Source organism: Nocardioides hungaricus (genome assembly GCF_054782915.1).
The window spans coordinates 219,471-246,449 of sequence record NZ_BAAGRO010000033.1 but is presented as its reverse complement, the minus strand read 5'-3'; the positions used below and the strand labels follow the sequence as shown (position 1 = coordinate 246,449).

The window sequence follows — 26,979 nt, the reverse complement described above, 5'->3', positions numbered from 1 at the left end:
GAGGGGACGCTGCCCATGCTCAGGTTCGTCGCAGAACCGTCAAAATTCGCGCGAACTTCTAAAGTGCGGCCTCGATGGCCTCGTTGGTGTAGTAGAGCTTCTTCTCCAGCGGGTGGAGCACCGTCTGGACCTTGTAGGTGGCGTCACCGATGCACCACAGCGCGCGGCCCTTGTCCTGCATCGCCCACCCGGAGACGAGGTCCTGGGCGATCGGGCCGAGCCCGAGCATCGAGTCGAGCTCGCGGGCGACACGGGGCTTCTGGGCGCCGAGGATCTTGATGTCGGCCAGCTCGAGGAGGTCCTTGGCGATCATCGCGGCCTGGGAGTCGGCGTCGCCGACGGAGAGCAGGTCGGAGGGCTTGTGGAGGTTGCAGAACTGGATGTCGCCTCCCTTGCCGGCCATACCGCGGGAGAGCCGCAGGTCGGCGTCGAAGCTGGCCACTGCGGCGGTGCCGAGACGCATCTGCTTCCAGACCTCGTCGCGCACGACGATGCGCAGGTCGCCGGGTTCGGCGATCTCCCGCAGGCCGCGGCCCCAAGAGTTCATGCACAGCAGCGCGATGCCGACGGCCTCGTCGCCGAGGCCGTCGAGCCGGGAGAGGCTGAACGACTGGATCGGGGCGCGCCAGTCGACCTCGATGTTGGTGAAGTCGTCGAAGAGGCCGGCCAGGGTGCCGGTGACGAGTTCGCCGAGTGCGTTGCGCAGCAGCCGGGTCTCGTCGAGGAACACGCGGGGGTTCGCGTACTCGCAGGCCCGGACGAGCTCCTCGGTGGGGTTGCGGAGCAGGTCCCACAGCCGCGGGATGGTCGTCTCCTGCAGGACGGTGTTGCCGGCGGCGTAGCCGGTGAGGATCGCCAGTGCGTTGCGGACGACGTCGGACTCGTCGGGGCCGAAGGGCACCCGACGCTCGTCGTCGATCTTCATGGAGCCGACGAGGCCGCGGACCAGGACCAGCCACCGCTTGAAGATGATGGTGGTGCGCCGCTGGGCTTCCTCGGCCGAGAGCTTCTCCCACCCGTCGCCGAGTGGGCCCATGGACAGCGGGTTGACCCGGGCCCAGAAGCCGGGGGCGATGACGAAGGGCTCGACACCGAGCGCGCGGCACAGCGACTCGTACTCGTCCTTGACGTCGCCGGTGACCAGGGTGCGGTAGCCGAAGGGCATCATCCGGGTGCAGAAGGCCTTGGTGGTGCCGGACTTGCCGCTTCCCGGCTTGGCGAACTGGAAGATGTTGGGGTTGGTCGCGGGCACGTCGTCGCGCAGCACCCACCCGAATGGATCGCAGTAGAACGACCCGCCGGAGAGCTGGTCGACGCCCATCTGCGCCCCGGTCGGGGGCAGGGCGGGCGCGGAGACGAACGGCCAGAACAGCGGCGCCTGGTCGCTGGTCATCCGCCAGGCCTGCGCCGGGGCGGAGGCGGGCGCCCAGCCGCGGCCGCGGCGGGCGGCCCCGCGGCGCGGGGCGTACTTGAAGATCCGGGGCTCCTTGGCCTCCGGCGCGGGCGTGGGGATCGTGGGCAGGTCGTGGCCGAAGTCTGAGAGCAGGGCGGCCATGTCGCGGCCGCTGCCACGGTTCCGCCGGGTGGTGGTGGGCATCAGGCGTCTCCGCTCCGGGTCAGGCTCATCCCGACGGGGATGGTCGAGGCGGCGAAGCCGACGTCCTGGGCGAGGTCGAGTCGCAGCGGCGCCAACCCGGCGCGACGGATCGAGGCATCCAGGCGGCGGCCGAACTCGGTGATTCGCAGCGTCTTGGGGACCGTGACGGTGCAGACCGCGTAAGGCCGGACCAGCGCGTTGCCGCGGGCCAGCTTGGCGTCCAGGCCGCGGGCCTTGTGGGCCTCGTCCCGCTGCTTGGCACGGGTCTTGCGACCGAGCTTCTCGTTCATGCCCTCGGCCAGGTCCGCGGCCCACTCGGCGTTGCCGGACTGCCGGTCGGCCTTGGACTGGGACACGATCGGGAAGGCGACGACGAACGAGCGCCGCTCCCCCGACTCGCTGGGGGTGAGGATCGGCGCGAGTGCGCCCATCGCGACGCCGCGGGTCGGGAGCTTGATGGTGGCGCTGATCGAGTTCCACGCGTCGTGGCTGTAGTGCCGCACCGTCGCGTCGGCGCCCGAGGGGCCAGCCAGCGCCCAAGGCACGTCGGCGTTCACGTTCGGGTCCTTCTCCCGCATGGCGAGGGCCTCGACGATGCTGGCGCGGTCGCCGGGGGCGAACCCGGTCCGGGACGCCAGGGCGAGTTCCGGTGAGGTGAGCCAGCGGACCGACGTCATGCCCATTGGGCCGCGCAGCTGGGCCTCGATCTCGGCCATGAGCAGGTAGAGCTCGCGGCATCGGCCCTCGAACCCGCCACCGGACTCCTTGGCCGACCGGGCGATCCGGGTCTCCGGGACGACGATCGTGACGAACTGCTCGGTGCGCACCGACGCCTGGGTGAGGCCCACCGCGAGGTCGCTGTTGACGACCTCGGACAGCTCCGGCGCGTTGCCGCGGCGGTGCTTGGTGACCCACAGCTCGCGCTCGGCACCGTCCTCGGGGACGGTGCGGATCATGAACAGGATCTCGTCGATCTTCTCGGTGCAGCCGGCGACGTCGAGCAGCCCGGCCAGCGCCTCGCCGCAGCGGCTGCGCTCCTCGGTGTCCTTCATGCCGATGCCGGGGTGGACGACCGCGGCGGTGACCGCCCAGGTCTTCGTGGCGTCGTCGTGGATTACTCCGACGCGCTGCAGCTGCGAGCCGTGCGGCGGGCCGTCGTGGATCTTGATGCCCTGCAGCACTCCGGGTAGGTCGGGGGTGTCGAGGTCCTCAGTGCGACCCTGGGCGGCCTTTGCGCGGAAGGAGGTCCAGCCGAGCAGCCCGCCGACGGCGTACATGCTCGAGGCGAACACCCAGCCGGTGGCCGAGCGGCCCCGGACCGGGATGACGGTGATGCCCAGCAGGAACAGCCAGACCAGCGCGAACAGGAACGCGGAGAACCACGCTCCGCGACTGATCGCCCAGAACGCCGGCAGGCTGGCGAGCGCCAGGAACATCAGCTGGCCTCCGGAGAGGCCGAAGAACCAGCCGATGCGGTCGCGCTGGTAGTCGGCGTAGATGGTCATCGTCGGCTTCCTTCCGGGTCAGTAGTGGTCGATCGGGGCTGCGGGCAGGTGGCGGGGCGCATCGGCTAGACCGCCACCGGTGGGATCCCGCCGGCGGCGGCACCAGCCCCGCCGGGACCTCCGGCTGCTCCCCCGCCACTGGCGGCGGGAGTCTTGGGCGTAGCGGCGGCGCCTCCGGAGCCGCTCTGGCCGGCACCCGAGCCGCCACCCGGTGCGCCGCCCGGTGCGCCACCGGTGGGCAGCGTCGGCGGAGTCGGCGGTGCCGGCGGCATGGGCGGGTTCGGGGGCGGGTCGTCGTCGCCGTTGTTCTGGGAGCCGGGGTGCCTGCCGCTGCTCTGGTCGCCGGACTGGCCACCCGACTGGCCGCCGGACTGTCGGCCACCCATGCCGCTGAAGTCGGGGCCGTAGGTGCTCTGCCCGACACCGGCCTGGTTGGTCTCGTCCGACATCAGGGAGGTGGCCTTGGCGCCGGCGGAGTTGATCCATCCCATGCCGGTCGACAGCGCCTGCCCGACCGGGCCGAAGCTGCCGAGGACGCCCTGGGTGGACTTGTTGAACCGGTCGCCGGTCGAGGCCTCGGCGCTCTGCTCACCCGAGGAGCGGCCGTTGCCGTCGGTGGTCGACGCGGCCGAGGTGCCGCCGCCGGCACCGCCGCCGCTGAGCAGGCCCTGGAGGCCGCCCTGGATGGCCATGCCCTGCCGGAACGACGCGCCGCTGGGGGTGCCGGGGTCGACGAAGGCCAGGAGCTTGAACAGGGCCAGCGGCGCGACGACGCTGATCAGGATCGTCATCACCGCCGGCAGGGCGGTGCCGAACGCCTTGGCGGTGTCGTCGGCGAGGTGGGCGGCGACGCCGTTGGCGAACTGCACGCCGATGCCCAGCACCATCACCATCAGCACGGGGGTGAACGCCGCGGCATGGAACCACCGCAGGCTCTTCCAGAACCAGGAGCGGGTGAAGTCGGAGACCAGCCCGGCCGCCGCGAGCGGGCCGGTGGCGGTCAGCACGAGCAGCGACGCCGCGCGGGCCAAGTAGACCAGGACGTGCCCGATCGCGGCCAGCCACAGGAAGATGCCGAGGAAGGCGAGGGCGGTGGCCACGCCGGCGTCGGTGATGTCGTCGATGCCGAGGCCGCCCAGGGGGTCCCAGTCGGGCCAGGTCTGCACCTTGAGCAGCGACTTCATCAGCGCCTTGGTGATGGCGCCGCACGCGGCGACGATCATCACGCAGTAGCCGAACCAGCAGGCGCAGACCAAGACGAACTGGCCGGCGCCGATCAATGCCCGCGCGAGCCCCTTGCCCTCGCGCTTGAAGGCCGCGGCACCGAGCTGGATCATCGCCAAGATGACCACCAGGGCGAGCGCGAGCCAGAGGGTGAAGGCGTAGACCTTCTTGCCGGGTCCGTCGGCGCGCAGGTCGGGGGTCAAGAACAGCTCGCTGAACGTGAGCACGATGCGCAGCACGAACAGGCCGGAGTTCCAGACCGCGAGCATGGCCGCGGTCCAGGCGTCGGCCGCGGCCTTGGCGATGACGTCGCCGATGGCCTCCAAGGGGTTGGGGATGTCGCCGAGGCCCGGGATGCCGCCGCCGAACAGGTCGCCGACGTTCGGGAGGCCGGGGATCCCGGGCAGGCCGGGGACGCCCGGCAGGCCCGGGAGCCCGGGGAGTCCGCCGTCGCAGATCGCGTCGAGGATGCCGCAGCCGTCCGGGAGCAGCCCGGCGGCCCCGTCGAGGACGTCCCCGGCGCCGTTGATCAGGTTGCCGGCTCCGTCCTTGACGCCGCCGGCTGCGTCTTTGCCGCAGTCGATCGGGTCCTTGGCGCAGTCGACGGCGTCGCCGCCGAGGTCGCACAGCGCGTCGGGGCCGGGGCAGCCCATCTTGACGTTGCGGGCCGGCAGCTGGCCGGCGGTCTCGACCGTGGCGACGTGCGCCGTGGTGGCCGGCGGCTCGGCCGCGGCCGCGGCGGGCGGCTGGATGGCCATGGCCGCCCCGAGGAGCGTGGTGAGGACCAGGACCGCCAGGGCGCCGATGCCCAGCCGGGTCACCCGGTGGAAGAGGTCGCCGGCGGTCACTGGGGGGCTCCGTTGATCGGGATCCAGCCGGCCTGCTTGTACTCCGGGGTGCCGGGCGCGACCGCCTTGGGCTGGCCGGTGGAGACCAGGTGCTCGATGTCCTCATCGCTGCCCTGGACCAGGCGCCAGTCGCCCACGCCGTCGACCTCGAGCCACCGCATCAGCTGGGTGCCGGCGTAGAGGCCGTCGCTGACCTTGCCGTTGGCGGTGGTGAGGGTGACGTAGCTGAGCAGGTTCACCGCGTAATAGCCGGTGTCGAGCTCCTCGAGGGTGTAGGCGATCGGCGTCACGGCGTACGACGCGGGCGGAGGGACGTCGCCCTCCTTCGGGACGCCGGCCTGCTGGCGACGCAGCGCGACGGCGTCGCGGGCGCGCTGCTCGAAGACGGCCTTGTCCTCGGGGTTGGCGTACAGGCCAGCGACGGCGACGGCCTGGTCGTAGTCGAACCCGACCTGAGCCTTGGCGACCTCGACCTGCAGCGCGACAGCGCCCAAGTCGGTCTGTGGGAACCGGGTCGGGTAGCCGTCGACCACCTCGGCGCCGGTCGGGATCTCCACGCCATCCGCGGGGGCGGTCTCCGGGGCGACCTGGTCGACCGAGGCGTTCTGTGCCTGCTGTCCGGTCTGGCTTGAGGTGTCGCCGCTGGTCTTGTCGGTGCCGCCGCTGTCATCGGTCCGGCCACGGGCTCCGAGCCAGACGGCGGTCGCCACCAGTGCGGCGATCACCACCAGGACCCCCACGCGCAGCAGGGTGGTGCGGGACTCCCCCATCGGGTCGTTGATCCGGTTGCTCATCTCAGTTCTCCCCTTCGTGGTCGCCGTGGGCGTGGTCGCCGGGGTTGGTGGGTTCGGCGGTGTGGTCTGTGGTCCAGGTGCGCCAGCCGGCCTCGTGTGCCAGCTGGGTTCCGGGCCAGGTCGCGGGCGCGGGTGCCGGCGGGGCGCCGGGGGCGACCATCCAGCGGCCGCCAACCCACTGCATGCGCTCGCAGTGCGCGAAGGCGATCTGGCCTTCGGACTTGTAGGTGGCGCTGACCTTCATCAGCACGCAGACCGTGGCCCAGTCGGGGCCGTCGGTGCCCTTGACCAGTGCGGCGGCCGGTTCCAGTGACACCGAGGCGCTGGGGTCCTTGACCTCGCCCATCCCGGTGCTGGAGAGGAACGCGCGGACGCTGGAGGTGATCCACCAGTCCTCCGCCCGGACCCCGCCGGGCAGCACCCAGGCGTTGTAGACCTCCTCGGCGGTGCTCAGGCTCATCGACTGCAGCACCGCGAGGTCGATCTGGGCCAGCTGGCCGATCGCGCCCTCCGGGGTGTGGGGGAACCCGGTCATCACGAACGCGGGTCCGTTGACGCCGGTCCCGGTCGGGATCTTGATCTGCGGGGCCTTGGCGCTGGTGGTCTCGGCCGGGAAGGCCGCGCTCTCGGGGACGGTCAGCATCGGTTCGGCCGCGATCTCGTCGCGATGCGCGGCACCGCGGGCCACCGTCGAGCGCTCGGTCTCGCCGGTGGCCACGCCGGTGTTCGCGCTGGCCTCGCCACCGATACCGGAGACCGCCAGGTAGACCGCGTACACGAGACCGCCGAGCAGGAGCGCAGCCACGGCGACGGCGGCGGCAAGGATGCCGAGCAACCGGCGCCGGCTCCACTCGCTGGTGCCTTCTGCCTTCTTCGTGGCTGCGCGCCGCATCAGATACAGCCCTTGCCGAGGATCCCGTTGAGCATCCCGGGCAGCACCAGGTAGGCGATCGCGCAGGCGAACACGACCACCACCGAGATCACGCCGACCTTAGAGGCGTGCGGCAGGGAGAACACCCGGCCGGCGATGATCGCGCCGATGGCGATGATGGTGCCGAGACCGAACAGGACGATCACGCCCCACAGCACGTAACTGGTGATCTCGTTGGTAGGGCCCACAGCACCCGGGGGCGCCTTCGGGCAGACCTGCGCGGCCATCGGGAGGAGTGCGGTCATGACGTCCATGGGTGGACTTCCCTTCTGGGGTTGCTGACCCGAGCAGGTCAGGCGCTTTCGCTGATGTCGGTGGACAGATGTGCGGGCTCCAGCAGCTGACGTGCTGCCGAGACCAGGGGAGCCGGGACCGGCCGGGAGTCCAATCCGTTGACCGCGAGCTCGCGGTCCTCGGGGATCTCCACGCACCGGTCCGCGTCCAGGACGCGACGTACGGCGGGGCCGCCGGCGTGCTCGAGGCCGCGAGGCCACTTCTTGCGGCGCGGGCCGCGCACGGCGAGGGTGATCTGCCCGGGCTGCCAATGGCCGCCGAGGAGGTCCATGACGACACCGGCGCGACGCATCCCGGGGACGGTGGCGGTCGTGACCAGAACGACCCGGTCGGCGGTGCGGACCGCCTCGGCGAGCCAGCAGTCGGTGGCCAGCAACTGGCCGGCCTCCCAGCCGATGTCCAGGATGGTCAGCTGAGTGTCGTGCTCGGCGTCGGTGGGCAGCGGGACCTCGTCGACGCCGGCGAGGACCTCGCTGGCGCGCTCGAGCAGGACGTGGTCGCGCTTGCCCTGCCGCCAGTCGGTCGGGTGCAGGCCGAGCTCGGCCGTGCTGGCCGCGGCGAGGCCGGAGGCGGTGACCGAGCAGCACTCGATGACTCGGACCGGGGCGGCTGCAGCGAGGCCCGCCGCCAGGGCGACAGTGCTCGCGCCAACCGAGCCCGCGGACCCGATCACAGCGATGGCGTGCTCGCCGTCGGCCGGGGCCCACTCAGCCCCGGCGGCGCGGCCGCGGCCGCGGGGACGCCTTCCGGCGCCGGGGCCGGTGCGGAACTCGCCGGCATTCAGTGCTTGCCAGGCGCGCTTGAGCTCGTCGACGCCGACCGGACCGCTCAAGGTCTGGGTGCTCACCGGGCCTCCCCGATGGCGCCGCGGCGGAACTCGAGTGCGGCCCGAACCTCGGCCGGGGTCAGGGTCGCCAGCCGTGCCTTGGCGGCCTGAACTTCGTGCAGCTGGGCCACGCAGCCGGTCAACTGCTCGATCGCCTCGATCTCCCGGCCGGCGATCGCGAACAGCTCCGCGACCTGCTCCGGCGTTCGGGGCTCACCGTCATGTTTGTTTGCCATGGGCTTCACCACCTCCAGTCGCCTATGTGTCGCGGGGCGGTGCGAGCGATCACTTCCGGGCTTATTCGTCATGGCCGAACTTCCTGGGGGCGGCCTCGGCGAGGGCGCGGACGGTGCGCGAGCCGTGGCGGCGGACGGTTGCCTCCGAGACCCCGATGCGCGGCGCGACCCGGCTGGAGACCTCGTTGCTGAGCAGGCCGCCGTAGCCGCGCGCCAGACGCCGGGTCTCGACCCGGTCTGCCTCCTCGACCAGGCACAGAAGCAGATACCGGTCGGCTGGGCTGATGACCTGGTGGTCGCACGCCCACGCGAGCAGCTCCAAGAGCTCCTCGGTTGCCGTGGGCTCCTCCTGCTCGGGGCCAGCGTCGGCGAGGATCTCGCGGCGATGGAACAGGGCGCCGGTGACCCGCTCAGTCGGCATCTCGGCGGAGTAGCCGGCACCGCCGTCGGCGCTCGTTAGGTCGCCGGCCGAGAAGGACTCGACGAGAGTCGTGTTCGCCCAGCTGCGGTCCGCGCGGGAGACGTAGAAGAAGTCGCCGACCTCGCGGAGCACGCCGACGCGGGTGTTGATCAAGATGTTGGCCGCGACCTTCCGGAGCCGACGCCACTTGAACGTGCGAACCTCGATCCACAGCTGCGAGGCCACGAGCTCGTCGACCCGCTCGACCGCTGACCAGGCGCCCGCCATGACCGGCTGGCTGTCGCGGAAGACCTCACGCGGCGGGAGGGTGCTCAGCCAGCCGGCGAGCCGGCAGGCGCCGGGCAGCAGGCACTTGGCGAGCGCCGCCGCAGCCGCAATGTCGTCACCACCGTCGGGTGCGGCCAGCATGGCCAGCGCCAGGAGGACCTGGTCGGACTCTTCGTGGTCCACCGTCGGCAGCCAGGAGCGGAGGTCGTCGAAGTTGTCGACCACGCCGAGGCGCGGATCGGTGGCCACCCAGACGGGCCACTTCTGGCGGGCCTGGTCGAGCAGTTCGCTGTTGTCGTCGAGGCCGAGCTGGTCGCCCACACTCATTGCACTCGCTCCTTTCGTCCGTGGCTGTGCACGGCAGAAAGGTCGCGAGCGGGCGTCCCCGCATCTGTCCCCCCAGACCCCTGATTTCGAGGGGGGACGCTGAGGGGGGGACGCGCGTTTGCGCAGGTCAGAGGGCGTCCCCCCGAAAGTTCAGGAAACTTCCGGCCAGGCCTTTGCGGCGACGTCAGCACCACGTCCTCGCGCCCCAGCCGTCGCCTGAGTCGCCACCTGATCCGCGGGCCGAGTCGGTGGCCGGCCGGGTGCCAGGCCGGTTCGGACGGTGGACCGCAGTGCTGCACCTTCGCCGTTACGAGCCGCCATCAGACGGCGGTGCGGCAGGATGAGCCACGACGTTCGGACACCAGCACGAGGAGCACCTGACCGGTGACAGAAGAGACCATCCTGGATGAGGCAATCGCCAGGATCGAGGACGAGGCTCTTCGTCAACGGATCGCCCGCGAGGTCGAGCTACTACGAGGATCTCGGCGGTTCGGGTTGGTCTTCGACCGACACCTTCCCGAGTCCGTTCGCCTGGCCGAACATCCGATCCGCAAGGGCGTCCGGGTCGGCCTTCGGGATGAGTCGTCGCCCGAAACGTGGCGCGTTGTTGGCTTCACAGACTCCGGTCGACAGGTCGCCGTCCTGAGCGGCGAGGGTGGTGAGCGGCCGGTCTCCGAGCTCGTGGTGGTTCGCGAGTTCGGAGAACCTGTGTTTCCGGGTTTGGTCTCCGTCGACCGGCTCCCCCACGACGCTGACGATGCCCCGTGGCACACCGTGATCAACGGCGAGAACTTCCATGTTCTCCAGGCGCTCCGCTCGACGCACCGCGGCAAGGTCGACCTGATCTATATCGACCCGCCGTACAACACGGGCAACGACGACTGGATCTACAACGACCGTCATGTTGATGCCAGCGATCGAGCCAAGTCGAGTAAGTGGCTCTCCTTCCTCGAGCGACGACTCATCATCGCGAGGGACCTACTCAAGCCGAGCGGCGTGTTCATCGCCGCGATCGGAGACGACGAGCACCACCGGCTTCGGATGCTCCTGGATCAGGTCTTTGGCGCCGAGAACTTCATCATGAACATCACCTGGCAAGGCGGCGGCTCGGCACTTGCACGCCACCACGCCGGAGGCGCCGACTACATGCTGATCTATGGCCGAAACGCGGAGCTGGTGCCCCGGTTCCTCGACCCCAAGCCGTACGTCCCAGAGATGCTCCGCCTGGTCGATGAAACCCTCGCAGCGGGCGCCACCGCTGCGGAGGCCCAAGAGCGCCTCCGGGCGTTCATCAAGGCGAACTCCAAGGACATGCCCGAGGGCGTGACCCGCTTCAACAACGTCGACGCGAACGGGATCATCTTCGAGACGGCCGACCTCACCAACCGCCTCCCGAGGCCAAACCTTCGATACCCCGTGACCGACCCCGACACCGGACGGATCTACGACCCGCCCGCGAACGGGTGGACGGTCAAGCGCGAGCTCATGGAGGAGTGGGTCCAAGCCGGGCTCATCGCATTCGGCAAGCGACCGCGCAAGAAGAAGTCACTTCGGGACTACGCCTACAACATGCCGGTCCCGACCTTCTACCACTCCCGCAACACCGCCAACGCACACCTGGAGCGCGTCCTCGGGGAGAAGCGGTTCCCATTCCCCAAGGACCATGAAGTGCTGATGCGCTGGCTCCGGATGACCTGCCCTCCGGACGGCCTGATCCTCGACTTCTTCGGCGGCTCCGGCACCACTACCGAGGCAGTGCTGCGGCTCAATGACGAGGACGGCGGCACCAGGCAGTCGATCCTGGTGACGAACAACGAGCTCGGCGCCAAACAGGCCAAGGCGCTCCGCAAGACCGGCCACCACCCAGGCGACCCCGAATGGGAATCCATGGGTGTGTTCGAGTACGTCACCCGGCCGCGCATCACCACCGTTGTCACCGGCAAGCGACCCGACGGGTCGGTCTACTCCGATGGCCTGGCTGCCAACGTCGACTTCCTCAAGCTGACCTACCTGGACCCCGGCATGGTGCGCCGCGGCCGCGAGTTCGAGGCGATCGCCCCGCTGCTATGGCTCGAGGGCGGCGCACGAGGGGAGCGCATCGTCCAGGAGCCGGAGGACGGGTGGGCGCTGACGGAGTACTACGGGATCTTGTTCAGCGTCGATGCCATGGCACCATTCGCCGCGGCCGTGAGCGATGCTGCCCAAGCCGACCGAGCACCTCGGGTCGTGTTCATCATCACCGACTCCCCCACTGAGTTTCAGGCGGCCGCCGAGCGCCTTCCAGCTGGGGTCGATGCCGTCAGGCTCTACGAGTCGTACCTGGCCAACTACACGATCAACGTACTCGGGGGTGCGCGATGAGGTTCACCCTTGAGGACTACCAGGTCGCCGCGACCGAGGGGGTTCTGACTGGCATCGGCCGCGCCCGGCGTGACTACCGCGAAGACGGGGAACGCACCGCGGTGGGTCTGACCGCGCCTACCGGAGCCGGCAAGACCGTGATCGCCACGGCTGTGCTCGAGGGGCTCTACTTCGGCACCGCGACCCGTGAGGCCGACCCCAACGTGACCGTGCTCTGGTTGACCGATGACCCGGCACTGAATCGGCAGACGATCAACAAGATTCTCCAGGCCTCCGGTGGCCGCCTCGATGCCAACCGCATCCGGTTCCTCGCCGACACCGATGAACGCACCCTCGAGCCAGGGTTCATCTACTTCGTTCACATCCAGGCACTGCAGCGGAACTCGAACCTGCACGCCACCCGGGCGGACGGCTCCCGCTCCGACAAGCGGACCTACGGCGCTTGGGAGATGATCGCCAACACTGCACGTGAGCGCGGCGGTGATTTCGTCGTCGTCTGGGACGAGGCGCACCGCGGTGCAGGCACGACGTCGACGGACCGGAAGACGATCGCCGGAACCATCGTCAACGGCGGCACCACCAACATCGGCACCCAGCAGCCGGCTGCCCCGATCGTGCTCGGGATCTCGGCGACGCCCGAGAAGTTTCAGGCGGCCATGAGCGCCTCGGGCCGCACCATGCGGCTGGTCGAGGTCCCATCGAACGAGGTGCGCCAGTCAGGTCTGTTGAAGGACCGGATCCTGCTCCGCAACATCGCCGAGGACCAGACTGCCGACAACACGATGCTTGCCCTGGCGGTGGCCGACCTGAGGGAAGCCGCCACGGCCTGGAAGTCGCATCACGAGAACACCGGTGATCGCCTGGTCGACCCCCTGCTCGTCGTCCAGGTGCCGCCCAAGGTCACCGACGCCCGTCTGGCGGAGATGCTCGCGGTGATCGAGTCGACGTGGCCCGAGCTGAGCGACTACGCGATCGCGCACGCCTTCGGAGACCCCCATGGACCGCTCAAGATCGGCGACAAGACGGTCCGCTACCTGCCTCCCGAGGCGATCGCCGGCGACGACCGCGCCCGCGTCGTGCTGTTCAAGTCCGCCCTCACCACCGGCTGGGACTGTCCCCGCGCCGAGGTGCTGGTCTCCTTCCAGGGCAAGGACTCCTTCACCGAGATCGCCCAGCTGATCGGACGGCTCGTGCGTACTCCCCTCGCGCAGCGCGTCGACGGCGGAGACGACCGGCTCAACGAGGTCGTGGCCTACCTGCCCGGTTTCAAGACCGAGCACGTCACCCGCGTCGTGAAGGCACTGACCGAGGACGAGACGGTCGAGATGGAGGTCCTGATCGCGCCCGTCGTGTGCGAGCGCTCCAGCGACGTCCCTTCAGAACTGTTCGAGCTGCTCGACACTCTGCCGTCCTACATGCGCCCGAAGGCCACCTTCTCGACCCGCACCGCTCAGCTCATGCGCCTGGCCGCCACGCTCAACGAGCACGGTCTCGTCGCCAACGCCTCGAAGAAGGCTCGGGCGTGGATCGTCGACCAGATGCGGGCCGCAGACTCCCAGCAGCAGGACGAGATCGACGCCAAGGTCACCGACACCCTCGCTCTCACTGTCGGCACCCTCACGGTCGGCCTCGGAGCCGATCTCACCACGTCGACCAGTACAAGCGAGGCCCCCACCGTCGAGCGCGACCTTGACGGCTACTACACGCGCGCCCAACGACTCCTCCCCGACGGGTCGGCTTCCTGGTACTTCAACGACCTATGCGACCGGGGGTACGACGAGATCGACGCCGGCGTCCGCCTGGCCGCCATGGCCGGCCTGGGCTTCAAGGACGTCATCGAGCGCCAGGCCGCCGAGCAGATCAAGGCCTGGCGCGACGCCCACGCCTCAGCCGTCTCCCGCATGCCCCGAGCAGCCCGCGACCTGATCGAGCCGCTTTGGTACCTGGGCTCCTCCCCCATGCACCCCACCACAGTGGAAGCCCGACAGACCTACGCCGCCGCCACGGAGCGCATCGTCGGCGACACCACTGTCGAGCTCACGACCTACCCCAAGCACCTTTACGTGATCCCGCCCGGAACGAGGGGCGCCGGCCGGTTCCCTGTCGATACCTCCCGGTCAGCGTGGGAGGCCGAGGTTCTCGAGCTCGAGGTCACGGCCGAGACACTCGTCGGCTGGTACCGCAACCCGTCGTCCGGGCGCTATGCACTCGCGATCCCCTACGAGTTCGGCGAGAAGACGCTCCTCATGCACCCAGACTTCCTGTTCTGGCACGACGACGGCGCCGGCGACTACGTCCTCGACATCATCGACCCGCACCGTCACGACCTGGTTGACGCAGCGCCCAAGTGGGCTGCTCTTGCCCAGTACGCCTCCGATCACAGCACTCTGGTACGTCGCGTCCTGGCCGTAGTCCGGGACGGTTCCGGCAACCTCAGGGCGCTGGACCTCACCAAGGACGGCATCCGCGAGCAGGTCGCCGCGGCGATCAACAAGGACCTCATGGAATCGCTGTTCACGCGCGAGGGCATGGCTTACTGAGCACACACCACCCGAGTGACATTTCCGATTCTCCTGCGCGGCCGTGGCGACGCCTGCTCTACCGCACCCAAGCCCCAGGTGACCCGAGACGCCTGGGGCTTTCCCCTTGGATCAGGCACCCCACCGGGCCGGCTACGCCCAGCCGTCCCAGCCTTGATCCCCCCACAGAAGCGAGAACAGGTCCCCCATCCTGCTCGAGGACGGGGGACCTGTCTCTGGGCACTCGGACTACGCACCGACCCCGATCACTGCGTCAGCACCTGGGCCTCGCCAATCCGGATCGGCAGCGGGTCGGTGGTCAGGTCGAACTCGATGGTTCCGGACTGGCCGCCACCGGTCCACTCGACGACCCAGTGGCTCGTGGCGGTGACCTGGTAGGCGCCGTCAGGCTGGTCCGTCGACATCTTCGCGTAGCGGTGCCCACAGGTCGGCGAGTCCTGCTTGCCGTAGTGGTCGGCGTACGGGGTGCCCTTGCCGGTGCAGGTCACCTTGGTGCCGTCACCCATGTCCCACACGATGCTGGAGACACGGCCCGTGGCGCTCACCGATACCGACCCCTCGCTGGCCGATGCAGTGATCGGGCCGAACGTGTCGTCGGTCGGGCTGTCGACCCACATCCACACCGGCAAACCGACGAGGCCGACCCGGTTCGGGCCAGACTCAGGGACGATGCCGATCTTGATGGGGTCCAGGTCCATCGAGGCGATCGCCCGCTGGGCGAGCACTACCGGGTCGATTCCGACTTCACCGCTCCGAACCCACGTGTACTCCCAGGACGACCCGGGCGGCGGGAAGTAGCAGACGTGCCAGGCGCCGTCTTCCTTCGTCTGGCCATCCGGCGGGACGAGATCCTCGCCCAACTCCTCAGCAGAAGGACCGATCCAGCACTCGTGCAGGCTGCTCCACACCGACCCTCCCGGGCCGGTACACGGAATATCCCTCCCGTTGTAGTTGCACGTGGAGGAGCCACCGCCGCCGGTGTCGCCTCCGCCACCGCCGTTGCTGCCGCCATCTTCATCGTCACAAACGACCTCACCCGTGACCTTGTCGACCTCGCAGACAGCGCTGGCCGAGGGCGCCACTGCGATCACGACCGCAAACGACGCACCGAGCATCGCCAGCAGAGCGAGGATGCGCCTCAGCACGGCTGATCCCAGAGGAGGTCAGATTCGGACACCTTCCAAGTCCCCTTGTTCTTGACGAGGGTGTACTTGACCGGCGCCGGGTTACGGAGCGGCTTCCTGTCCGGCGCGGTGTAGTCGGGAACCCGCGCCTTGCCCTTCACCTTGACGGTCACCCCCGACCGGTCCTCGCAGTCGGTGATCTCGATCGAGTTGCCCCGGTTTCGGGGCTCACCGAGCGTGTGGACGTAGCTGCCGGTCTCGGTGACGTCGCCCATCTTCATGTTCACGACCGTCTCCTGCAGGTCCAGGAACACGTCTCCCGTCGCGACCGGGTTGAGGGTCTTGAAGTCGATCGTCCGCTTTCGCTGCGCCAGATCCCTCACCTCGAGGTACTTCGTCAGCTGGGCCGCCGCCTTCTCCTCCGGCGTCTTCGGAGTCGGAGAGGCGGTGGGCGTCGTCGGTGACGGGGACTGGCTCGGGGTCTCCTGGACCGTGGGCTCATTGTCGTCGCCGCCGCAGCCCGTGAGAGCCAGGGCGAGGGCGAGGGCCACTCCCCCGAGTGCGGAGTGGTGCTTCCTCATGCGGTGTCTCCTCCTGTGGTGGGCGGGGCCATGACGGATCGTTGGCTGACGTCGTTGGCGATGTGCTCGCGGTGTTCTTCGGCGGCGTCGACGAGCTCGGCGAGCGAGCCGTTGTCGGTCGGGTCGAACCCGAACTTCTTGTCCGCGTTGTAGAGCGTGCGGATGGTGTCGCGCACGAACACGGCCCGTGCGACGCGGCGGGCGTCCAGGTCGGCGCCGGCCGCGGCGTAGCGGCCGGTGAGCTCCTGGTCGAACGTTGCCATCTGCTGGTGCTCCCTTCCCCGAGTCAGCTCGCAAGCCAGCCGTGTGTACGGATGATTGTCTTCGTCCGCTCCGACAGTTCCATTGGCGCGTCGCCGTCGTCGGACCGGTTGCAGATGTCCTCGCGAAGGATTCGTTCGGCCTCGAGCTGGTCGCCCTCGGCCTTCATGACGTGGGCCAGGCACAGGCGGGTGCTCTCGCCGTCGGGGTCGGCCCGGTTGGCGACGTACGCCGCGGAGCGGGCCTTGACCAGGTCACCGGCGGCGAGGGCCTCGGTGACGACGATGAGGGCGACGTCGGCGATCCAGCCACCCGCCATCAGGTCGACGCGGTCGGGCTCGTTGGCGAGCCAGGCCCACCCTTCCTCACGCAGCTGGCTGAACGGCTGGGCCTCCCCGACGAGCTCGAGCGCTGTGCACAGGTCCGCGACACCTTCGGCTCCGCCACGGGCCTGTCCGCGCTTGCGGAGCCGGAGGAAGAGGTCGAGGTCGACGAGCAGACCGTCATCGACCTGGTAGACGTTGACCCCTGTGACCTTGGCCGCCGGCGCCTTGTCCGCGTAGGGCAGGTGGTCCTCTCCGGTGCGGGGGTTCGTGCCGAGCCAGTCGCGCACGATGTTGGTGTAGTCGCGCACCTTGCCGTCGGAGATCGAGAACGCATCGCGGATCTGCTCACGAGTGGCGCCGTGCTTGCGGTGCAGGGCGAGGAACGCCAGCAGCTCGGTGAAATACGGCTTGCGCTTGGCCAGCGCCTTGCCGTGGGTACGTGCGGCGACCGGACCGAGCATGGTGAGCCGCGGACGGTCGCAGCTAGGTGAGAACCAGTCGGCGATGTCCTGGTCCAGGTCGGGGTCCTTCTCCTCGACCTCGGCGCGGACGTGAGCCGGCACCTTGGGCGCGAGCGCCTCGAGGTCCTCCTGCACGATCGCGCTCTCGCGGATGTACTCCTCGTCCTCGCCCTCGAGCAGGGAGGACAGAGGCTCGTCGACGGCGTCCTCGGGAGTGTTGCGCGGCAGGGTGTACTCGCGGCGCAGGGCTCCGGAGGAGTCGGTGTAGGCCTCCCAGCCGTCGGTGGCGGTCTCGTCCACCGGGGTGGCGACGTACTCCGGGGTCTCGCTCTGGGCGTAGACCAGGGCGCATCCGCGGGCCTCGTCGCTGGTGAGGCCGACGGCGATCAGGTTGAGGCCGGCGTGCTCGAGGATGACGCGGCCGGTGTTGGTCATGTGCAGCACGGCGCCGGGGGTGTTGGGGCGTTCGCCGGCGACCACGATGGAGGTCCCGGACTGGCCGACGTGGTCGTTGACCAGCTGCAGCAGCTGCTCGAGGTCGTCGGGGTCGCCGGCCGCGGCGTCCAGCAGGAGCATCCGCGCGGGCCAGGTGTCGTCGTCGACGCTGCCGGTGCGGGCCGTGGAAACGTCGGTGTCGTGTCGCTTTGCCCGGTCGACGGTGGTCACAGCAGCGGCGAGGATCTCCGCGGTTGCGGGGGTTCCGGCCGCGCCGGTCGGGTAGTAGGTGATCCGCTCGTCCATGGCGACGGTCTCCTCGGCCACGCCGATGCAGTCAACCTGGACGCGGCGCGACCACGGGTTGACCGCCAGCTGTGCGGCGAGGTGGCGGGCGAAGTCGCGGCCGTAGGTGGCGTCGCCGCTGATGGTCAGCGTGGAGAGCTCCTCGCAGTTCAGCAGCCAGGTCTCGCCGGTGTCGCTCATGCCGATGGTGGCCAGCAGCGGGTAGGGCGGCTCGACGTTGCCGGTATCGGGACCAAGGTCCTCGAACGCGGTGTCGGTGGTGATGTGCCAGTGGGTCTGGTCGGGGCTGCCCACCCAGGGAGCGGGGACGGCGGCCGGAGCACTCAGGTGCATTGTCAGCTTGCCGTGAGCGAGCTCCACCGCGGCCAGCGGCGGCATCGTGGTGCCCTGGGCTCCGACCGCGGCCGCGAGGCGTCGCAGGGCCTCGTCGGCGAACTCCACGGTGGCGGCCGCGGGGGAACCGGTCGCGTTCAGGGTCATCTCCACCGGCGCGAGCTCGGGCGGCGGGGCGGCGATCGCGCGCCCGGGCGGCCGGTTCCGGAAGGCGGAGCGCCGGCGCGACCGCAGGGCCATGAGCAGGGCTCCGGAGAGCAGGACGCCCCCGCCGGTGAGACCGGCGAGGACCCAGGGTGCCTCGAGGATCGAGTCGTCGGTGTCGTCGATCTGGTCGACGTCGGCGGCCGGCGCTGCCGACTCCTCAGCGTGCGGGACCTCGGGTGCGGCGGTCTCCGGCACCGGGGTCTCGTGGGTGGCCGGCGGTGTCTCCTCGGCCGGCGGGTCCACCGGCGGCTGCTGGTCCTCGGGCTCCGCTGGGGTCTGCGGCTTGTCCTCTCGCGGCTGCGGCTGGTACTGCCGGTCGTCGGTCGGCGTCTCGGCGCCGGGGATGTTGAGCTTCCAGCCCACGTCGATCATGTCGGGGTCGGTCAGCTGGACCCCGCCGGGTTGGGTGATCGCGGTGGAGGCCTTGTAGATCTCGGGCCACCGGTCGGCGTCGCCGAGCTTGTCTTGCGCGATGTCGATGAGAGTGTCGTTGGGCCGCACGGTGTAGGCGTGCGCCGGGACTGGGTGGGTGGGCGCCGGCAGCTTGAGCACCCATCCGGGCTCGAGGAAGCTCGGCTGCGTGCCGAGCAGGTCGCGGTTGAGCTCGGCGATCTCCTTGTAGCGGGCTCCGTCACCGAAGTGGTCCTCGGCGATCGACCAGAGGCTCTCCCCTGGCTTGACGACGTGGTCGACGGTCTCGGTTCCCTGGCGCTCCTGCGTCGTCTCGACCTTGACGTCCTGGCGGGCGGGTCCCTGTTGTGCAGCGTGGTCGGCGCCGGCGGTGACGTGCCCCATCGTTCCCGGGGCCGCGGCGGCCGAGCTGATCGTTGCTGCCTGCGTGGCGATGGGGGCGGCGATGAACAGCAGTGCAGCCAGGCCGATGAGGCCGCGCGCCGCGGTCTGGGGCCTACCCAGACCCGGCAGTCGGGGCGCCTGGACGTTGCGGAGCCGGGCGATGGTCTCCACCACCAGGCTGAGGGTCATGAAGGCCCACGCGGCCCAGCCGATCACCTTGAACAGGCCCAGGATCAGGGTGCCGTCGTCGGGTGCGAGGAGTGCGTCCTTGACGCTCTCCCAGCTCGGCGCCTGGTCGGGGATCGGGTTGGCTCCGATCGCGAGGAAGAGGGCCGGCAGGCCGATGATGATGCCGAGGACGGCGACCGTGGCGATGAGCCCGGTCAGCCGCTGGCGCAGGGTGGGCGTAGTCATCGTTCGGTGCCTCCTTGGGCGCGGATGAGCCGTGCAGACGCCTCCCCGGTGACCCTCATCGAGTCCAGCCCGATGATCCCGAGGAACTTGCTGTCGTAGGTGTCGGTGGTGCGCACGATCAGGGTGTCGCCGTTGACGACGGTGACGGTGCCCTCCACGCCGGTGGCGTTGAGGTAGCCCTGCGCGGCGGACTTGGCGGCGTTGATGTCGACGCGGAGCTCCTCGCCGCGGATGGCGGTCGAGCCCTGGACCTCCTGGGCGCCGGTGCGGGCGGCCTGAGCCGCGGCACTGCGGGCCTGCTGCTGAGCGTGCACCTTGCCGCCGAGGTCGACGGTCATTCCGACCAGGATGATCATGACCAGTGACGCGGTGGCCAACCAGACGCTGATGGCGCCGCGGTCGTCGCGCTGTCGTCGGACCGAGTGCCTCATCATCGGCGCTCCCGGTAGGCGTCGACGGGGCTGCGCGCGGTTGCGGTGATCGTGCGGGTGCCGGGTACGCCGGGGATGCTCAGGTCCGACAGGTTGACCGTGCAGGTCACCGTGACGTTCACCTGGGCGGTGTTCCCGATCGGTGCGTTGAACGCCGCAGCGTTGACCGTGATGTTCGTGCTGGTGCAGTTCACGTCCCGGTCGTGCAGGCTGCTTGCGGCCGAGGACCTGCCTGCGGCGATCGCCTCGCTTTGGGTTCGCTCGATCGAGGCTGCCCGTGCTGCCTCGTACGCGGCTGCTTCCACGGACTGCTTGGCGATCTCGACGCGGCCGCCGAGGATGATCATCGCCACGAACAGCCCGAAGGCCGGGACGCCGATCGCGGCCTCGATGGCCACCGATCCGCGCTCGTCCCGGCTGCGGTTGAAGGCGCGTGCCCAGATGCTCTGCACCATCATTCGGTGAGCCTCTCGACCGGGACGCTTGCGCTCTGGCGGACGGTCACGTGCCAGCCGGGGATCACGCTCATGGACTTGCCGGTGACGGAGATCGTGGCCGTTGTCGTGGTCCGTGACCCGGAGACGCTGGTCGACGTCATCACGTCGGATCCGCCGGCGTCCTGGAGGAAGCCGTTCGCGGCCGCCACTCCGGACTCGCGGGTGCCGTTCTCGCTGCCCGCCTCGCGTGCGCCCTCCTGCGCGGCCGCGAGCGCTACTTCGCGGGCGTGGTAGTACAACGCGCCCTGGACACCGAGGAACATCACCAGGAAGAGCGCCGGCATCAGGAAGACCATCTGGATGGCCACCGAGCCGCGCTCGTCCCGACGTCGGCGACGACAGCTGGAGAACATGGACGGACCTACTTGATCTTTCCGGCCTCGCTGGTCACGAACGCCCTGATCGCGGCGACGACGATGCCGACGATGAGGATGACCGCGCCGGCCCAGATGACCTGCTCGATCGTGACCGAGCCGCGCTCGTCGCGTCGGTGCTTGACGATGCGGTCCTCCATGCTGGCGATCACGGCGAGGGCCGTCACCTGGAGGGTGATGAAGAGCTTCAACATCGGGTTGTTCCTTTTCTACGTGGTGGAGTTCGGGGTGTCCGGGGATTGACGTCGGTGTTAGGTCGCGAATCGGAGCATCGACGGGGTGACGAGGATCGCCATGAAGACGATGCCGAGCAGGCTGGCGGGGATGTACATGCGCTCGGAGACGGCGTTGGCCTTCCCCAGTTCGGCGCTGAGCATCGCCGAACGGAGCGCGGCGGCGCGTGCGCGGAGGTTGTTGTAGATCTGGGCGCCGTCCTGGCCGGACTGCTGCATGATGTCGGCGAGGTCATCGAGCTCGGGGACGCCGAGGTCATCGGCGAGCCCGTGCAGGGAGTCCCAGGGGGCGCGGGTCATGTAGCGGGCGCGGCGCAGCTCGCTCTCGATCCGCTTGAACACCCAGGTGTCGCCGACCTCGGCCGCGGAGCGCAGCGCCTGCTGGCCGCTGGAGCCGTCGCGGACTCCGGTGGCGACCATGTCGATGTAGGCGCCCAGGGCCCGGCTGAACTCGATGCGAGCCTTCTTTGCGTCGTCAGTGGCGTTGTAGTTGGGCATGAACCAGAACAGTGCGGCGAGCCCGAGCGACCCGAAGGTGGGGATCACGAATGGGAGCGGGAGCCCGATCAGCGCGAAGAACGCCGCGAACAGCGGCGGCATGGCCAGGCCGAGCAGCGCCCAGACGACCTTCTCGCCGTAGAACCTGGTCTCGCTGATCTGGAGGATGGCCAGGTCCTTGCGGGGCGTGTGTGCCCACGCTCCCCCGGGCAGGTTCTTGATCGCCCACACGCCGACCCGGTCGACGAGCGATCCGGGTTCGGCGCTCTCCTCGACGTCGAGCGGGCCGGCGCTGCGGCGGGGCACGACGTGGCCGGGCGAGAGCCGGTCCAGGGCGTCGCTGAGGTCGGGGTCGGACGGGGCCAGCCGCCACACGAGCAGGGCAACGGCGAGCCCGAGGAGGGTGCCACTTGCGAGCGCGACCTGGAGGCCGGTCATGCGAGTGCTCCTTCCTTCTCCCCGTGCGCCGCTCGGTGCGCGTTGCGGGCCTTGAGGTCGAGGAAGCGCGGGAGCGGCTTGGCGACCGCCATCCGGCGCATCCACAGCAGCGTGGCCACGTAGGCAGTCAGCAAGACGGCGAGGATGACTTGGCCGAGCGGGCTGCCATACGGCTCGATGTAGTCGCCGGTGAGGGCGAGCATGCCCAGGACGCCGAGGGTGATCACGGTGACCGTGCGGGCCGTGGTCCGCGGCTTGGCCTGGTCGGCGGCGATCTGGCGGCGGGCGCGCACGTCGGCGGCGACGGTCTCGGCGAGGGCGTCCAGCGCCTTGGCCAAGCCGGCCTGCCCGCGCCCGCTGGCAGCGAGGATCAACTGGCTGGCCACCACGTCGCCGGTGGAGTCGTTGAGGTCTTCAGCGAAGGCTCGCAGCACGTCCTCGGTGGTGGCGGTGTTGTTCCAGAGCCGGGAGACCATGAGCCCGACCTCGCGCTCGATGGGCGCCGGCACCGACTGCAGCGACTTGATGAGAGCCGAGCGCAGCGACTGTCCGGCCGTCAGCTTGCCGGACAGCGACCGGGTCCACTCCTCGAGCGCCTCAAGCTTCTCGACGCTCGCGGCCGCCGGCGGAGGCGTGAGCAGCAGCGGGATGCCGACGATCGCGGCCGGGACGAGCACGATCGCGATCACCCAGCCGGTCAGCAGCGCGACCAGGAGGCCGGCGACAGCGCCGCCGATGACCAGCATCCGGGTGCGCGGGTTGAGCCGGGTGAACCAGCCACCCGCCCGGCCGAACGGGGTGACGGTCCGGGCGGGCCGCGGCGGCTTCGGACGTGCGGGGATCAGCGCGTAGACCATGCCGATCAGGCCGATGACGATGAGCGCCCCGAAGACGGCGGGCAGGAAGGCTGTCATGAGATCGCCACCCCCGGGTTTGCCTGGGACTCGGCCTTGTACGCCTCGAGGTCGAACCCGTGGCGGTCGAGCTCCTGGGCGAGGAAGTTGTCGAGCTTCCCAGTCGCGACGGCCTGGCCGAGCTGGTTCGGCGCGAAGATCGGGGTCGTCGCATACCCGCGGGCCGCGTCGATGCTCGGCTGGACGACCAGGACCTCCTCGACCCACCGCTGCTTGCGGAAGGTGCCGTCCCCGTTGGGGACAACCTCGGAGCGCAGGTACATCACGATGTCGATGGCGGCGGCGAGCTTGCTGATCGCGAGATCGCGGGTGACCTGCGGGCCCTTCTCCATGGCGCAGGAGACGAGCTTCTCGACGGTGTGCTCGGCGCTGCGGGCGTGGGTGGTGCTGATCGAGCCCGGGCCGGACTCCATGGCCTTAAGCATGTTCCAGACCTCCGGGCCGCGGACCTCGCCGACGATCTGGCGGGCGAGGTTGAACCGGAAGGAGTGGTGGATGGCCTCCTCGAGGCTGAACTCACCGGCCTGGCGGCCGTCGATGCCGACCTCGCCGGATCCGGGCCGGTGCTCCCAGGCGTGGACGATCTTGTGCCGGTCGACCAGCTCGTGCAGGTGCAGCTCGAACTCGGTCTCGAAGGTGCCGATCATCTCCCAGGGCGGGATGCACGAGCACAGGGCGCGGACCCAGGTAGTCTTGCCCGAGCCCTGGACGCCTGAGACGACGATGCTCTTGCCGGCCCGGACGCAGGCGGCGAGGAAGTCGGCCAGGATCGCACCGCACGCCTTGCGGTCGTAGACCATCTCGTCCATCGACACCTCGCGCATCCCGTGCCGGCGGATCACCACCGAGGTGTAGGCCATCACCCAGGAGCCGGCCGCGAGCCGGGCGCCGCCGGGCAGGCGCAGGTCCAGGTGCGGACGCGCTTCGGTGAAGGGCCGGTTCTGCCGGGAGCCGAGGTCGGCGAGGAACTCGCGCAGCTCGTCCTCGGAGTCGGCGATCGGGGCGGCCTCGACCAGGGTGCCGTCGACGAGCTCCAGCCACACGGCGCATTCGGTGCCGCGAGCGATGACGATGATGTTCTCCACGTCCTCGCGCTCGACCAGCGGCTGCAGCCGGCCGAGACCGAACAGTGCGGCCTTGAGCGCGGCCTTGAGGGCGTTCTCCTGCCGGCGGTTCCACGGTGGACGGCCGGTCGAGACGAGAGTCTCGGCCTCGGACTTGATGAACTCCTCGATGACGTCGAGGCCCATCTGCTCGCGGTCCTCGTCGGTGACCCGGCCGCCTTCCTTGTCCAGCCGTGCGGTCAGCCGGGAGGAGATCTCGGCCCTGTACTGGGCGATGAGCTCCCAGTCCAGCTCGACCTCCCCCACATCGGCGCCGTCGTAGTCGGTGGCGGCGATGGCGTGAGGCTGGTCGTCGGGGCTGGCGACGAGCGGGCGGAGGGTGAAGTCCGAGCGCGTGCGGCCCGGCAGCTGATCCTCGCTGATCCAGGCGCCGGCGAAGATCGGCAGCGACGTCGGGTCGTGGTCATCGCTCGTCGGTGCCGGCGGCGGCGGTGCCTGCGTGGCCGGCGCGTTGCCGTTGGTGCCGCGGCCACGGGCGAACGGGGAGCGCGGGCTGCGGTCGGCGTGCCGCGCCGCGAGCCATTCGTCGGCCCGGAGCGGCTCGCGGTCCTCGGCTCCGGGCTGGTGTCCGTTGGTGCTCATGCGCGGCCTCCGATCGGGTGGGCGAGGGCGGCCTGGTTGGAGGTGAGGACGGAGTGGATCAAGGAGGCTCCGGTGCGGTAGCTGCGCACCAGGTCGGAGGACTCGAACTTGCGCGGCTTGCGGGCACCGTGGGAGTAGACCTCCGCGGCCTCGGGATCCCAGCCCACCGCTGCCGTGACGGAGATCTGGAGCGCCTTGGCGATGTGGCGCGACGTGTAGGGACGCACCCGCGGGACGCCCGTGGGCATCGCCGGCCAGCGGCGGTCCTCGTCGACGAGAAGGAGGCCGAGTCGCGAGAGGCCACCGACGGCGGCGAACTGGTCGCGCAGCATCTTGGCCCACGAGCGTGCACCGGCCAGCGCGGGCAGCGAGCTGCGAGTGACCAGCAGGGTCAGGTCGGAGGCAGCGACGAGCGGCTGCGGCCAGCCCGTGAGACCGAGCCGGCCGGCGTCGACGATGACGTCCTGCCCGTTGCGGTCCAGCGCACGCAGTTGCTCGACAAGCGGCTCCCACAGCGGCAGCAGGCTCGGGGCCTGCTCGTGGGCGCGGATGCCAGGCAGGAACCAGGGCGCGCGCTCGGCCGGGGCCTCGGGGTCCAGGAGCAGCGTTTCGCGAGGAAGGGCGGCAGCCAGTGTCCCCTCGCGCAGCGCAAGGGCAAGGTTGATCAGCCCGCCGGTGGGTTCCTGGGTGCCGTGGAAGTAGCCGGCGAACACCGCGGAGGAACCGGTCGGGTCGGCGTCGACCAGGAGCACGGGACGGTGCCAGTTGAGGGTGAGCCCCAGCGCCGTGGTGGAGACGCCGGGCGAACCGCTGGCCGAGGCGAGGACGATCAGCGCCATCGCTCAGCGCTCCCGCGTGTCCAGGACCAGTGCGACCCGGCCCGTCGCGGCGCGGGCTGCCAGGTCGGCGGCGTCGCCTTCGGGGACAGAGACGTCGACCACGGTCTCGCCGGTCTCCTGTACGCGGCTAACAGCAACGACGACTGCCTCGACCGTGACCGGATCCTCGTTGGTGACCTCGCCCTGGTCGCCGGGCGTGGTGACGATCCGGACGGCGTCACCGGCATAGAGCGGCTCGGACGGCATCTGCGCGGGGGTGAGGCTGATGCCCACCAAGGATTCCCCCTCCCCCGGCACCAGGCTGTCGGTGGTGGCCTCCTCGGTGAGCAGGGTGCCGGCCCACAGGTCGACGGCGGCGCGGCTGCCCTCGAGCTCGGCCTTCTGGCTCCCGGCGACCGGGCTCAGTGCCGGGTCGACGCTGACCCGCACCACTGAGAGGTCACCGGCCTCGATGGTTGCGCCGCGCTTGATGTCACGGCTGACGACCAGGACCTCCTGGGTGTCGCTTACCGATGTGAAGGCGAACGCGGTTCCCAGCGCACCTGCGGCGACAAGGGCTGCACAAAGTGCGAACACCCACGGCCTGCGGCGCCGCTTAGGGCGTGGATTGTTGTTGAGATTGTGCGTGGGTCGGCTGCTGGGGGGCGCGTCGCCCGCGACCCCTTGAGCGGTGTTCAGCGACATGGATCCCGAGTCCTTTCGTGTCTCAGTCACCTACGTATCGAGACGGACCCGCAGCGATCAGCAGGGCTCAAACTCGATACCGACACGCTAGTGCCTTTCTATCGAGCATTGCGTTGTCCACAGGGGACCGATTCCGAGATGTCATCGCCCGAGTCCTGACCGCAAGAGGTCGCGCGGCCCAATCCCCCCGATGGGACTGAACATCAACGCTTCCGAACAATCTGGAGTCCATGGGACCACAAATCGCCCGGTTCGTCCGGAACGAATTTTGCCCTGTGGATTGCGAGTCAAACCAACGTACGGGCCACTCACATCTCAGCCGAGGCGGCTGATGTCCCCACGCCCGCGGCGCTGCCGCTGAGCCTCCTTAAACGCAGCGGCGACCACGTCGAAGGACTCCCCGAATGCCCGGCCGAGCGCTTCGAGCGTCTTGGATGCTGGGAGCCTGGTCCAGCGGCCCTGCTCCCATGCGTAATACGTCGGCACAGCCACGTTCACGGCATCAGCCAGATCGGGCACGGTGAGCCCTGCCTGCAGACGCAGCGCCCTGAGATCGGGAATCTCGCCGTCGAGGCGAACGAGCCGCAGCGTGGGGATGTCGAGTGCTCGCGCGAGCTTGACCAGGAAATCTGGCCGGGGAACTGACGTGCCGAGCTCCCAGCGCGATATGCGCTCTCCGCCGGCCGCACCGACGAGGCGCGCGAGCTCGTGCTGTGTCAGTCCCGCCTTCTCGCGGGCAACACGCAATTCTGAAGGATCGATGCCGGAAACCATCAGTGGCGAACCTACCGGCAGACGTTCTCGCTACGTGCGAGGCGGACAAGGATCCACGCCCAGGAGCGGACACGCGGTCGTGGCAATCAAGGCACCGGCGTCGGCTTGATCCACCCGTCACAGAACCTCTGGTCGCCTTGGCCCGATGTCGGCTGCCATCCGCTCGTAATTGGCTGC

Annotated in this window: 26 protein-coding genes; 2 read left to right on the top strand and 24 right to left on the bottom strand. The window is 69.8% G+C overall.

Going from position 1 to position 26,979, the window contains the following annotated elements; genetic code table 11:
• Positions 1-58: 58 nt before the first annotated feature.
• The 10 genes from ACYVKX_RS14770 to ACYVKX_RS14725 all read right to left on the bottom strand — a co-directional run bounded on the left by ACYVKX_RS14770 (position 59) and on the right by ACYVKX_RS14725 (position 10,068).
• Positions 59-1,597 carry an ATP-binding protein gene (locus tag ACYVKX_RS14770; RefSeq protein WP_460833736.1) on the bottom strand — a complete coding sequence of 513 codons (1,539 nt, stop codon included), beginning with the start codon at positions 1,595-1,597 and terminating at the stop codon, positions 59-61.
• Complete coding sequence (locus tag ACYVKX_RS14765) at positions 1,597-3,102, bottom strand: SCO6880 family protein (RefSeq protein WP_460833734.1); 1,506 nt, start codon at positions 3,100-3,102, stop codon at positions 1,597-1,599. The genes ACYVKX_RS14770 and ACYVKX_RS14765 overlap by 1 nt, the downstream gene beginning before the upstream one ends.
• 65 nt (positions 3,103-3,167) lie before the next feature.
• Positions 3,168-5,174: a type IV secretion system protein gene (locus ACYVKX_RS14760; protein WP_460833732.1), complete on the bottom strand. Its 2,007-nt coding sequence runs from the start codon at positions 5,172-5,174 to the stop codon at positions 3,168-3,170.
• On the bottom strand, positions 5,171-5,968 hold the full coding sequence (locus ACYVKX_RS14755; RefSeq protein WP_460833728.1) for a hypothetical protein: 798 nt from the start codon (positions 5,966-5,968) through the stop codon (positions 5,171-5,173). Before ACYVKX_RS14755 ends, ACYVKX_RS14760 begins: the two co-directional genes overlap by 4 nt.
• A gap of 1 nt (position 5,969) precedes the next feature.
• Complete coding sequence (locus ACYVKX_RS14750) at positions 5,970-6,860, bottom strand: hypothetical protein (protein WP_460833726.1); 891 nt, start codon at positions 6,858-6,860, stop codon at positions 5,970-5,972.
• Complete coding sequence (locus ACYVKX_RS14745) at positions 6,860-7,144, bottom strand: hypothetical protein (protein WP_460833724.1); 285 nt, start codon at positions 7,142-7,144, stop codon at positions 6,860-6,862. The genes ACYVKX_RS14750 and ACYVKX_RS14745 overlap by 1 nt, the downstream gene beginning before the upstream one ends.
• Positions 7,145-7,191: 47 nt before the next feature.
• On the bottom strand, positions 7,192-8,040 hold the full coding sequence (locus tag ACYVKX_RS14740; protein ID WP_460833722.1) for a hypothetical protein: 849 nt from the start codon (positions 8,038-8,040) through the stop codon (positions 7,192-7,194).
• Positions 8,037-8,255 carry a hypothetical protein gene (locus ACYVKX_RS14735; protein ID WP_460833720.1) on the bottom strand — a complete coding sequence of 73 codons (219 nt, stop codon included), beginning with the start codon at positions 8,253-8,255 and terminating at the stop codon, positions 8,037-8,039. Before ACYVKX_RS14735 ends, ACYVKX_RS14740 begins: the two co-directional genes overlap by 4 nt.
• 61 nt (positions 8,256-8,316) lie before the next feature.
• On the bottom strand, positions 8,317-9,270 hold the full coding sequence (locus ACYVKX_RS14730; RefSeq protein WP_460833718.1) for a hypothetical protein: 954 nt from the start codon (positions 9,268-9,270) through the stop codon (positions 8,317-8,319).
• A gap of 471 nt (positions 9,271-9,741) precedes the next feature.
• Positions 9,742-10,068: a hypothetical protein gene (locus ACYVKX_RS14725; RefSeq protein WP_460833715.1), complete on the bottom strand. Its 327-nt coding sequence runs from the start codon at positions 10,066-10,068 to the stop codon at positions 9,742-9,744.
• Between ACYVKX_RS14725 and ACYVKX_RS14720 the strand changes: the two genes are divergently transcribed.
• A complete protein-coding gene (locus ACYVKX_RS14720) occupies positions 10,045-11,631 on the top strand; it encodes a site-specific DNA-methyltransferase (protein ID WP_460833713.1) in 1,587 nt (528 codons plus the stop codon). The genes ACYVKX_RS14725 and ACYVKX_RS14720 overlap by 24 nt on opposite strands.
• Positions 11,628-14,171 carry a DEAD/DEAH box helicase gene (locus ACYVKX_RS14715; RefSeq protein ID WP_460833711.1) on the top strand — a complete coding sequence of 848 codons (2,544 nt, stop codon included), beginning with the start codon at positions 11,628-11,630 and terminating at the stop codon, positions 14,169-14,171. The genes ACYVKX_RS14720 and ACYVKX_RS14715 overlap by 4 nt, the downstream gene beginning before the upstream one ends.
• Positions 14,172-14,416: 245 nt before the next feature.
• On the opposite strand, the gene ACYVKX_RS14710 is transcribed toward ACYVKX_RS14715, so the two are convergent.
• The 14 genes from ACYVKX_RS14710 to ACYVKX_RS14645 all read right to left on the bottom strand — a co-directional run bounded on the left by ACYVKX_RS14710 (position 14,417) and on the right by ACYVKX_RS14645 (position 26,802).
• Positions 14,417-15,316, bottom strand: coding sequence for a hypothetical protein (locus tag ACYVKX_RS14710; protein WP_460833708.1), 900 nt, complete (start codon positions 15,314-15,316; stop codon positions 14,417-14,419).
• Complete coding sequence (locus tag ACYVKX_RS14705; RefSeq protein ID WP_460833706.1) at positions 15,310-15,876, bottom strand: hypothetical protein; 567 nt, start codon at positions 15,874-15,876, stop codon at positions 15,310-15,312. Before ACYVKX_RS14705 ends, ACYVKX_RS14710 begins: the two co-directional genes overlap by 7 nt.
• The gene (locus ACYVKX_RS14700; RefSeq protein WP_460833704.1) at positions 15,873-16,139 is read right to left on the bottom strand and encodes a hypothetical protein; all 267 of its coding nucleotides are present in this window, start codon (positions 16,137-16,139) and stop codon (positions 15,873-15,875) included. The genes ACYVKX_RS14705 and ACYVKX_RS14700 overlap by 4 nt, the downstream gene beginning before the upstream one ends.
• 23 nt (positions 16,140-16,162) lie before the next feature.
• Positions 16,163-19,414, bottom strand: coding sequence for a LysM peptidoglycan-binding domain-containing protein (locus ACYVKX_RS14695; RefSeq protein WP_460833702.1), 3,252 nt, complete (start codon positions 19,412-19,414; stop codon positions 16,163-16,165).
• Positions 19,411-19,845, bottom strand: coding sequence for a TadE/TadG family type IV pilus assembly protein (locus ACYVKX_RS14690; protein WP_460833700.1), 435 nt, complete (start codon positions 19,843-19,845; stop codon positions 19,411-19,413). Before ACYVKX_RS14690 ends, ACYVKX_RS14695 begins: the two co-directional genes overlap by 4 nt.
• Positions 19,845-20,303, bottom strand: a complete 459-nt coding sequence (locus ACYVKX_RS14685; RefSeq protein WP_460833698.1) for a TadE/TadG family type IV pilus assembly protein — start codon at positions 20,301-20,303, stop codon at positions 19,845-19,847. The genes ACYVKX_RS14690 and ACYVKX_RS14685 overlap by 1 nt, the downstream gene beginning before the upstream one ends.
• The gene (locus tag ACYVKX_RS14680) at positions 20,300-20,650 is read right to left on the bottom strand and encodes a TadE family protein (RefSeq protein ID WP_460833696.1); all 351 of its coding nucleotides are present in this window, start codon (positions 20,648-20,650) and stop codon (positions 20,300-20,302) included. Before ACYVKX_RS14680 ends, ACYVKX_RS14685 begins: the two co-directional genes overlap by 4 nt.
• Before the next feature lie 53 nt (positions 20,651-20,703).
• Complete coding sequence (locus tag ACYVKX_RS14675; protein ID WP_183097425.1) at positions 20,704-20,910, bottom strand: hypothetical protein; 207 nt, start codon at positions 20,908-20,910, stop codon at positions 20,704-20,706.
• A 57-nt stretch (positions 20,911-20,967) separates the two neighbouring features.
• A complete protein-coding gene (locus ACYVKX_RS14670) occupies positions 20,968-21,885 on the bottom strand; it encodes a type II secretion system F family protein (protein WP_460833694.1) in 918 nt (305 codons plus the stop codon).
• Positions 21,882-22,799 (bottom strand): type II secretion system F family protein, encoded by a 918-nt coding sequence (locus ACYVKX_RS14665; RefSeq protein ID WP_460833692.1) that lies wholly within the window; start codon positions 22,797-22,799, stop codon positions 21,882-21,884. Before ACYVKX_RS14665 ends, ACYVKX_RS14670 begins: the two co-directional genes overlap by 4 nt.
• A complete protein-coding gene (locus tag ACYVKX_RS14660; protein WP_460833689.1) occupies positions 22,796-24,505 on the bottom strand; it encodes a CpaF family protein in 1,710 nt (569 codons plus the stop codon). Before ACYVKX_RS14660 ends, ACYVKX_RS14665 begins: the two co-directional genes overlap by 4 nt.
• Complete coding sequence (locus tag ACYVKX_RS14655; protein WP_460833687.1) at positions 24,502-25,344, bottom strand: hypothetical protein; 843 nt, start codon at positions 25,342-25,344, stop codon at positions 24,502-24,504. The genes ACYVKX_RS14660 and ACYVKX_RS14655 overlap by 4 nt, the downstream gene beginning before the upstream one ends.
• 3 nt (positions 25,345-25,347) lie before the next feature.
• Positions 25,348-26,028 carry an SAF domain-containing protein gene (locus ACYVKX_RS14650; RefSeq protein ID WP_460833683.1) on the bottom strand — a complete coding sequence of 227 codons (681 nt, stop codon included), beginning with the start codon at positions 26,026-26,028 and terminating at the stop codon, positions 25,348-25,350.
• A gap of 315 nt (positions 26,029-26,343) precedes the next feature.
• The gene (locus ACYVKX_RS14645) at positions 26,344-26,802 is read right to left on the bottom strand and encodes a helix-turn-helix domain-containing protein (protein WP_460833680.1); all 459 of its coding nucleotides are present in this window, start codon (positions 26,800-26,802) and stop codon (positions 26,344-26,346) included.
• Between the last annotated feature and the right edge of the window lie 177 nt (positions 26,803-26,979).

Coding starts and splice junctions, on each gene's coding strand:
- ACYVKX_RS14690 (WP_460833700.1), bottom strand. CDS start 19,845: ATGAGGCACTCGGTCCGACGACAGCGCGACGACCGCGGCGCCATCAGC.
- ACYVKX_RS14685 (WP_460833698.1), bottom strand. CDS start 20,303: ATGATGGTGCAGAGCATCTGGGCACGCGCCTTCAACCGCAGCCGGGAC.
- ACYVKX_RS14670 (WP_460833694.1), bottom strand. CDS start 21,885: ATGACCGGCCTCCAGGTCGCGCTCGCAAGTGGCACCCTCCTCGGGCTC.
- ACYVKX_RS14750 (WP_460833726.1), bottom strand. CDS start 6,860: ATGCGGCGCGCAGCCACGAAGAAGGCAGAAGGCACCAGCGAGTGGAGC.
- ACYVKX_RS14745 (WP_460833724.1), bottom strand. CDS start 7,144: ATGACCGCACTCCTCCCGATGGCCGCGCAGGTCTGCCCGAAGGCGCCC.
- ACYVKX_RS14765 (WP_460833734.1), bottom strand. CDS start 3,102: ATGACCATCTACGCCGACTACCAGCGCGACCGCATCGGCTGGTTCTTC.
- ACYVKX_RS14700 (WP_460833704.1), bottom strand. CDS start 16,139: ATGGCAACGTTCGACCAGGAGCTCACCGGCCGCTACGCCGCGGCCGGC.
- ACYVKX_RS14755 (WP_460833728.1), bottom strand. CDS start 5,968: ATGAGCAACCGGATCAACGACCCGATGGGGGAGTCCCGCACCACCCTG.
- ACYVKX_RS14715 (WP_460833711.1), top strand. CDS start 11,628: ATGAGGTTCACCCTTGAGGACTACCAGGTCGCCGCGACCGAGGGGGTT.
- ACYVKX_RS14655 (WP_460833687.1), bottom strand. CDS start 25,344: ATGGCGCTGATCGTCCTCGCCTCGGCCAGCGGTTCGCCCGGCGTCTCC.
- ACYVKX_RS14725 (WP_460833715.1), bottom strand. CDS start 10,068: ATGGAAGTTCTCGCCGTTGATCACGGTGTGCCACGGGGCATCGTCAGC.
- ACYVKX_RS14645 (WP_460833680.1), bottom strand. CDS start 26,802: ATGGTTTCCGGCATCGATCCTTCAGAATTGCGTGTTGCCCGCGAGAAG.
- ACYVKX_RS14770 (WP_460833736.1), bottom strand. CDS start 1,597: ATGCCCACCACCACCCGGCGGAACCGTGGCAGCGGCCGCGACATGGCC.
- ACYVKX_RS14650 (WP_460833683.1), bottom strand. CDS start 26,028: ATGTCGCTGAACACCGCTCAAGGGGTCGCGGGCGACGCGCCCCCCAGC.
- ACYVKX_RS14705 (WP_460833706.1), bottom strand. CDS start 15,876: ATGAGGAAGCACCACTCCGCACTCGGGGGAGTGGCCCTCGCCCTCGCC.
- ACYVKX_RS14660 (WP_460833689.1), bottom strand. CDS start 24,505: ATGAGCACCAACGGACACCAGCCCGGAGCCGAGGACCGCGAGCCGCTC.
- ACYVKX_RS14675 (WP_183097425.1), bottom strand. CDS start 20,910: ATGTTGAAGCTCTTCATCACCCTCCAGGTGACGGCCCTCGCCGTGATC.
- ACYVKX_RS14695 (WP_460833702.1), bottom strand. CDS start 19,414: ATGACTACGCCCACCCTGCGCCAGCGGCTGACCGGGCTCATCGCCACG.
- ACYVKX_RS14730 (WP_460833718.1), bottom strand. CDS start 9,270: ATGAGTGTGGGCGACCAGCTCGGCCTCGACGACAACAGCGAACTGCTC.
- ACYVKX_RS14665 (WP_460833692.1), bottom strand. CDS start 22,799: ATGACAGCCTTCCTGCCCGCCGTCTTCGGGGCGCTCATCGTCATCGGC.
- ACYVKX_RS14735 (WP_460833720.1), bottom strand. CDS start 8,255: ATGGCAAACAAACATGACGGTGAGCCCCGAACGCCGGAGCAGGTCGCG.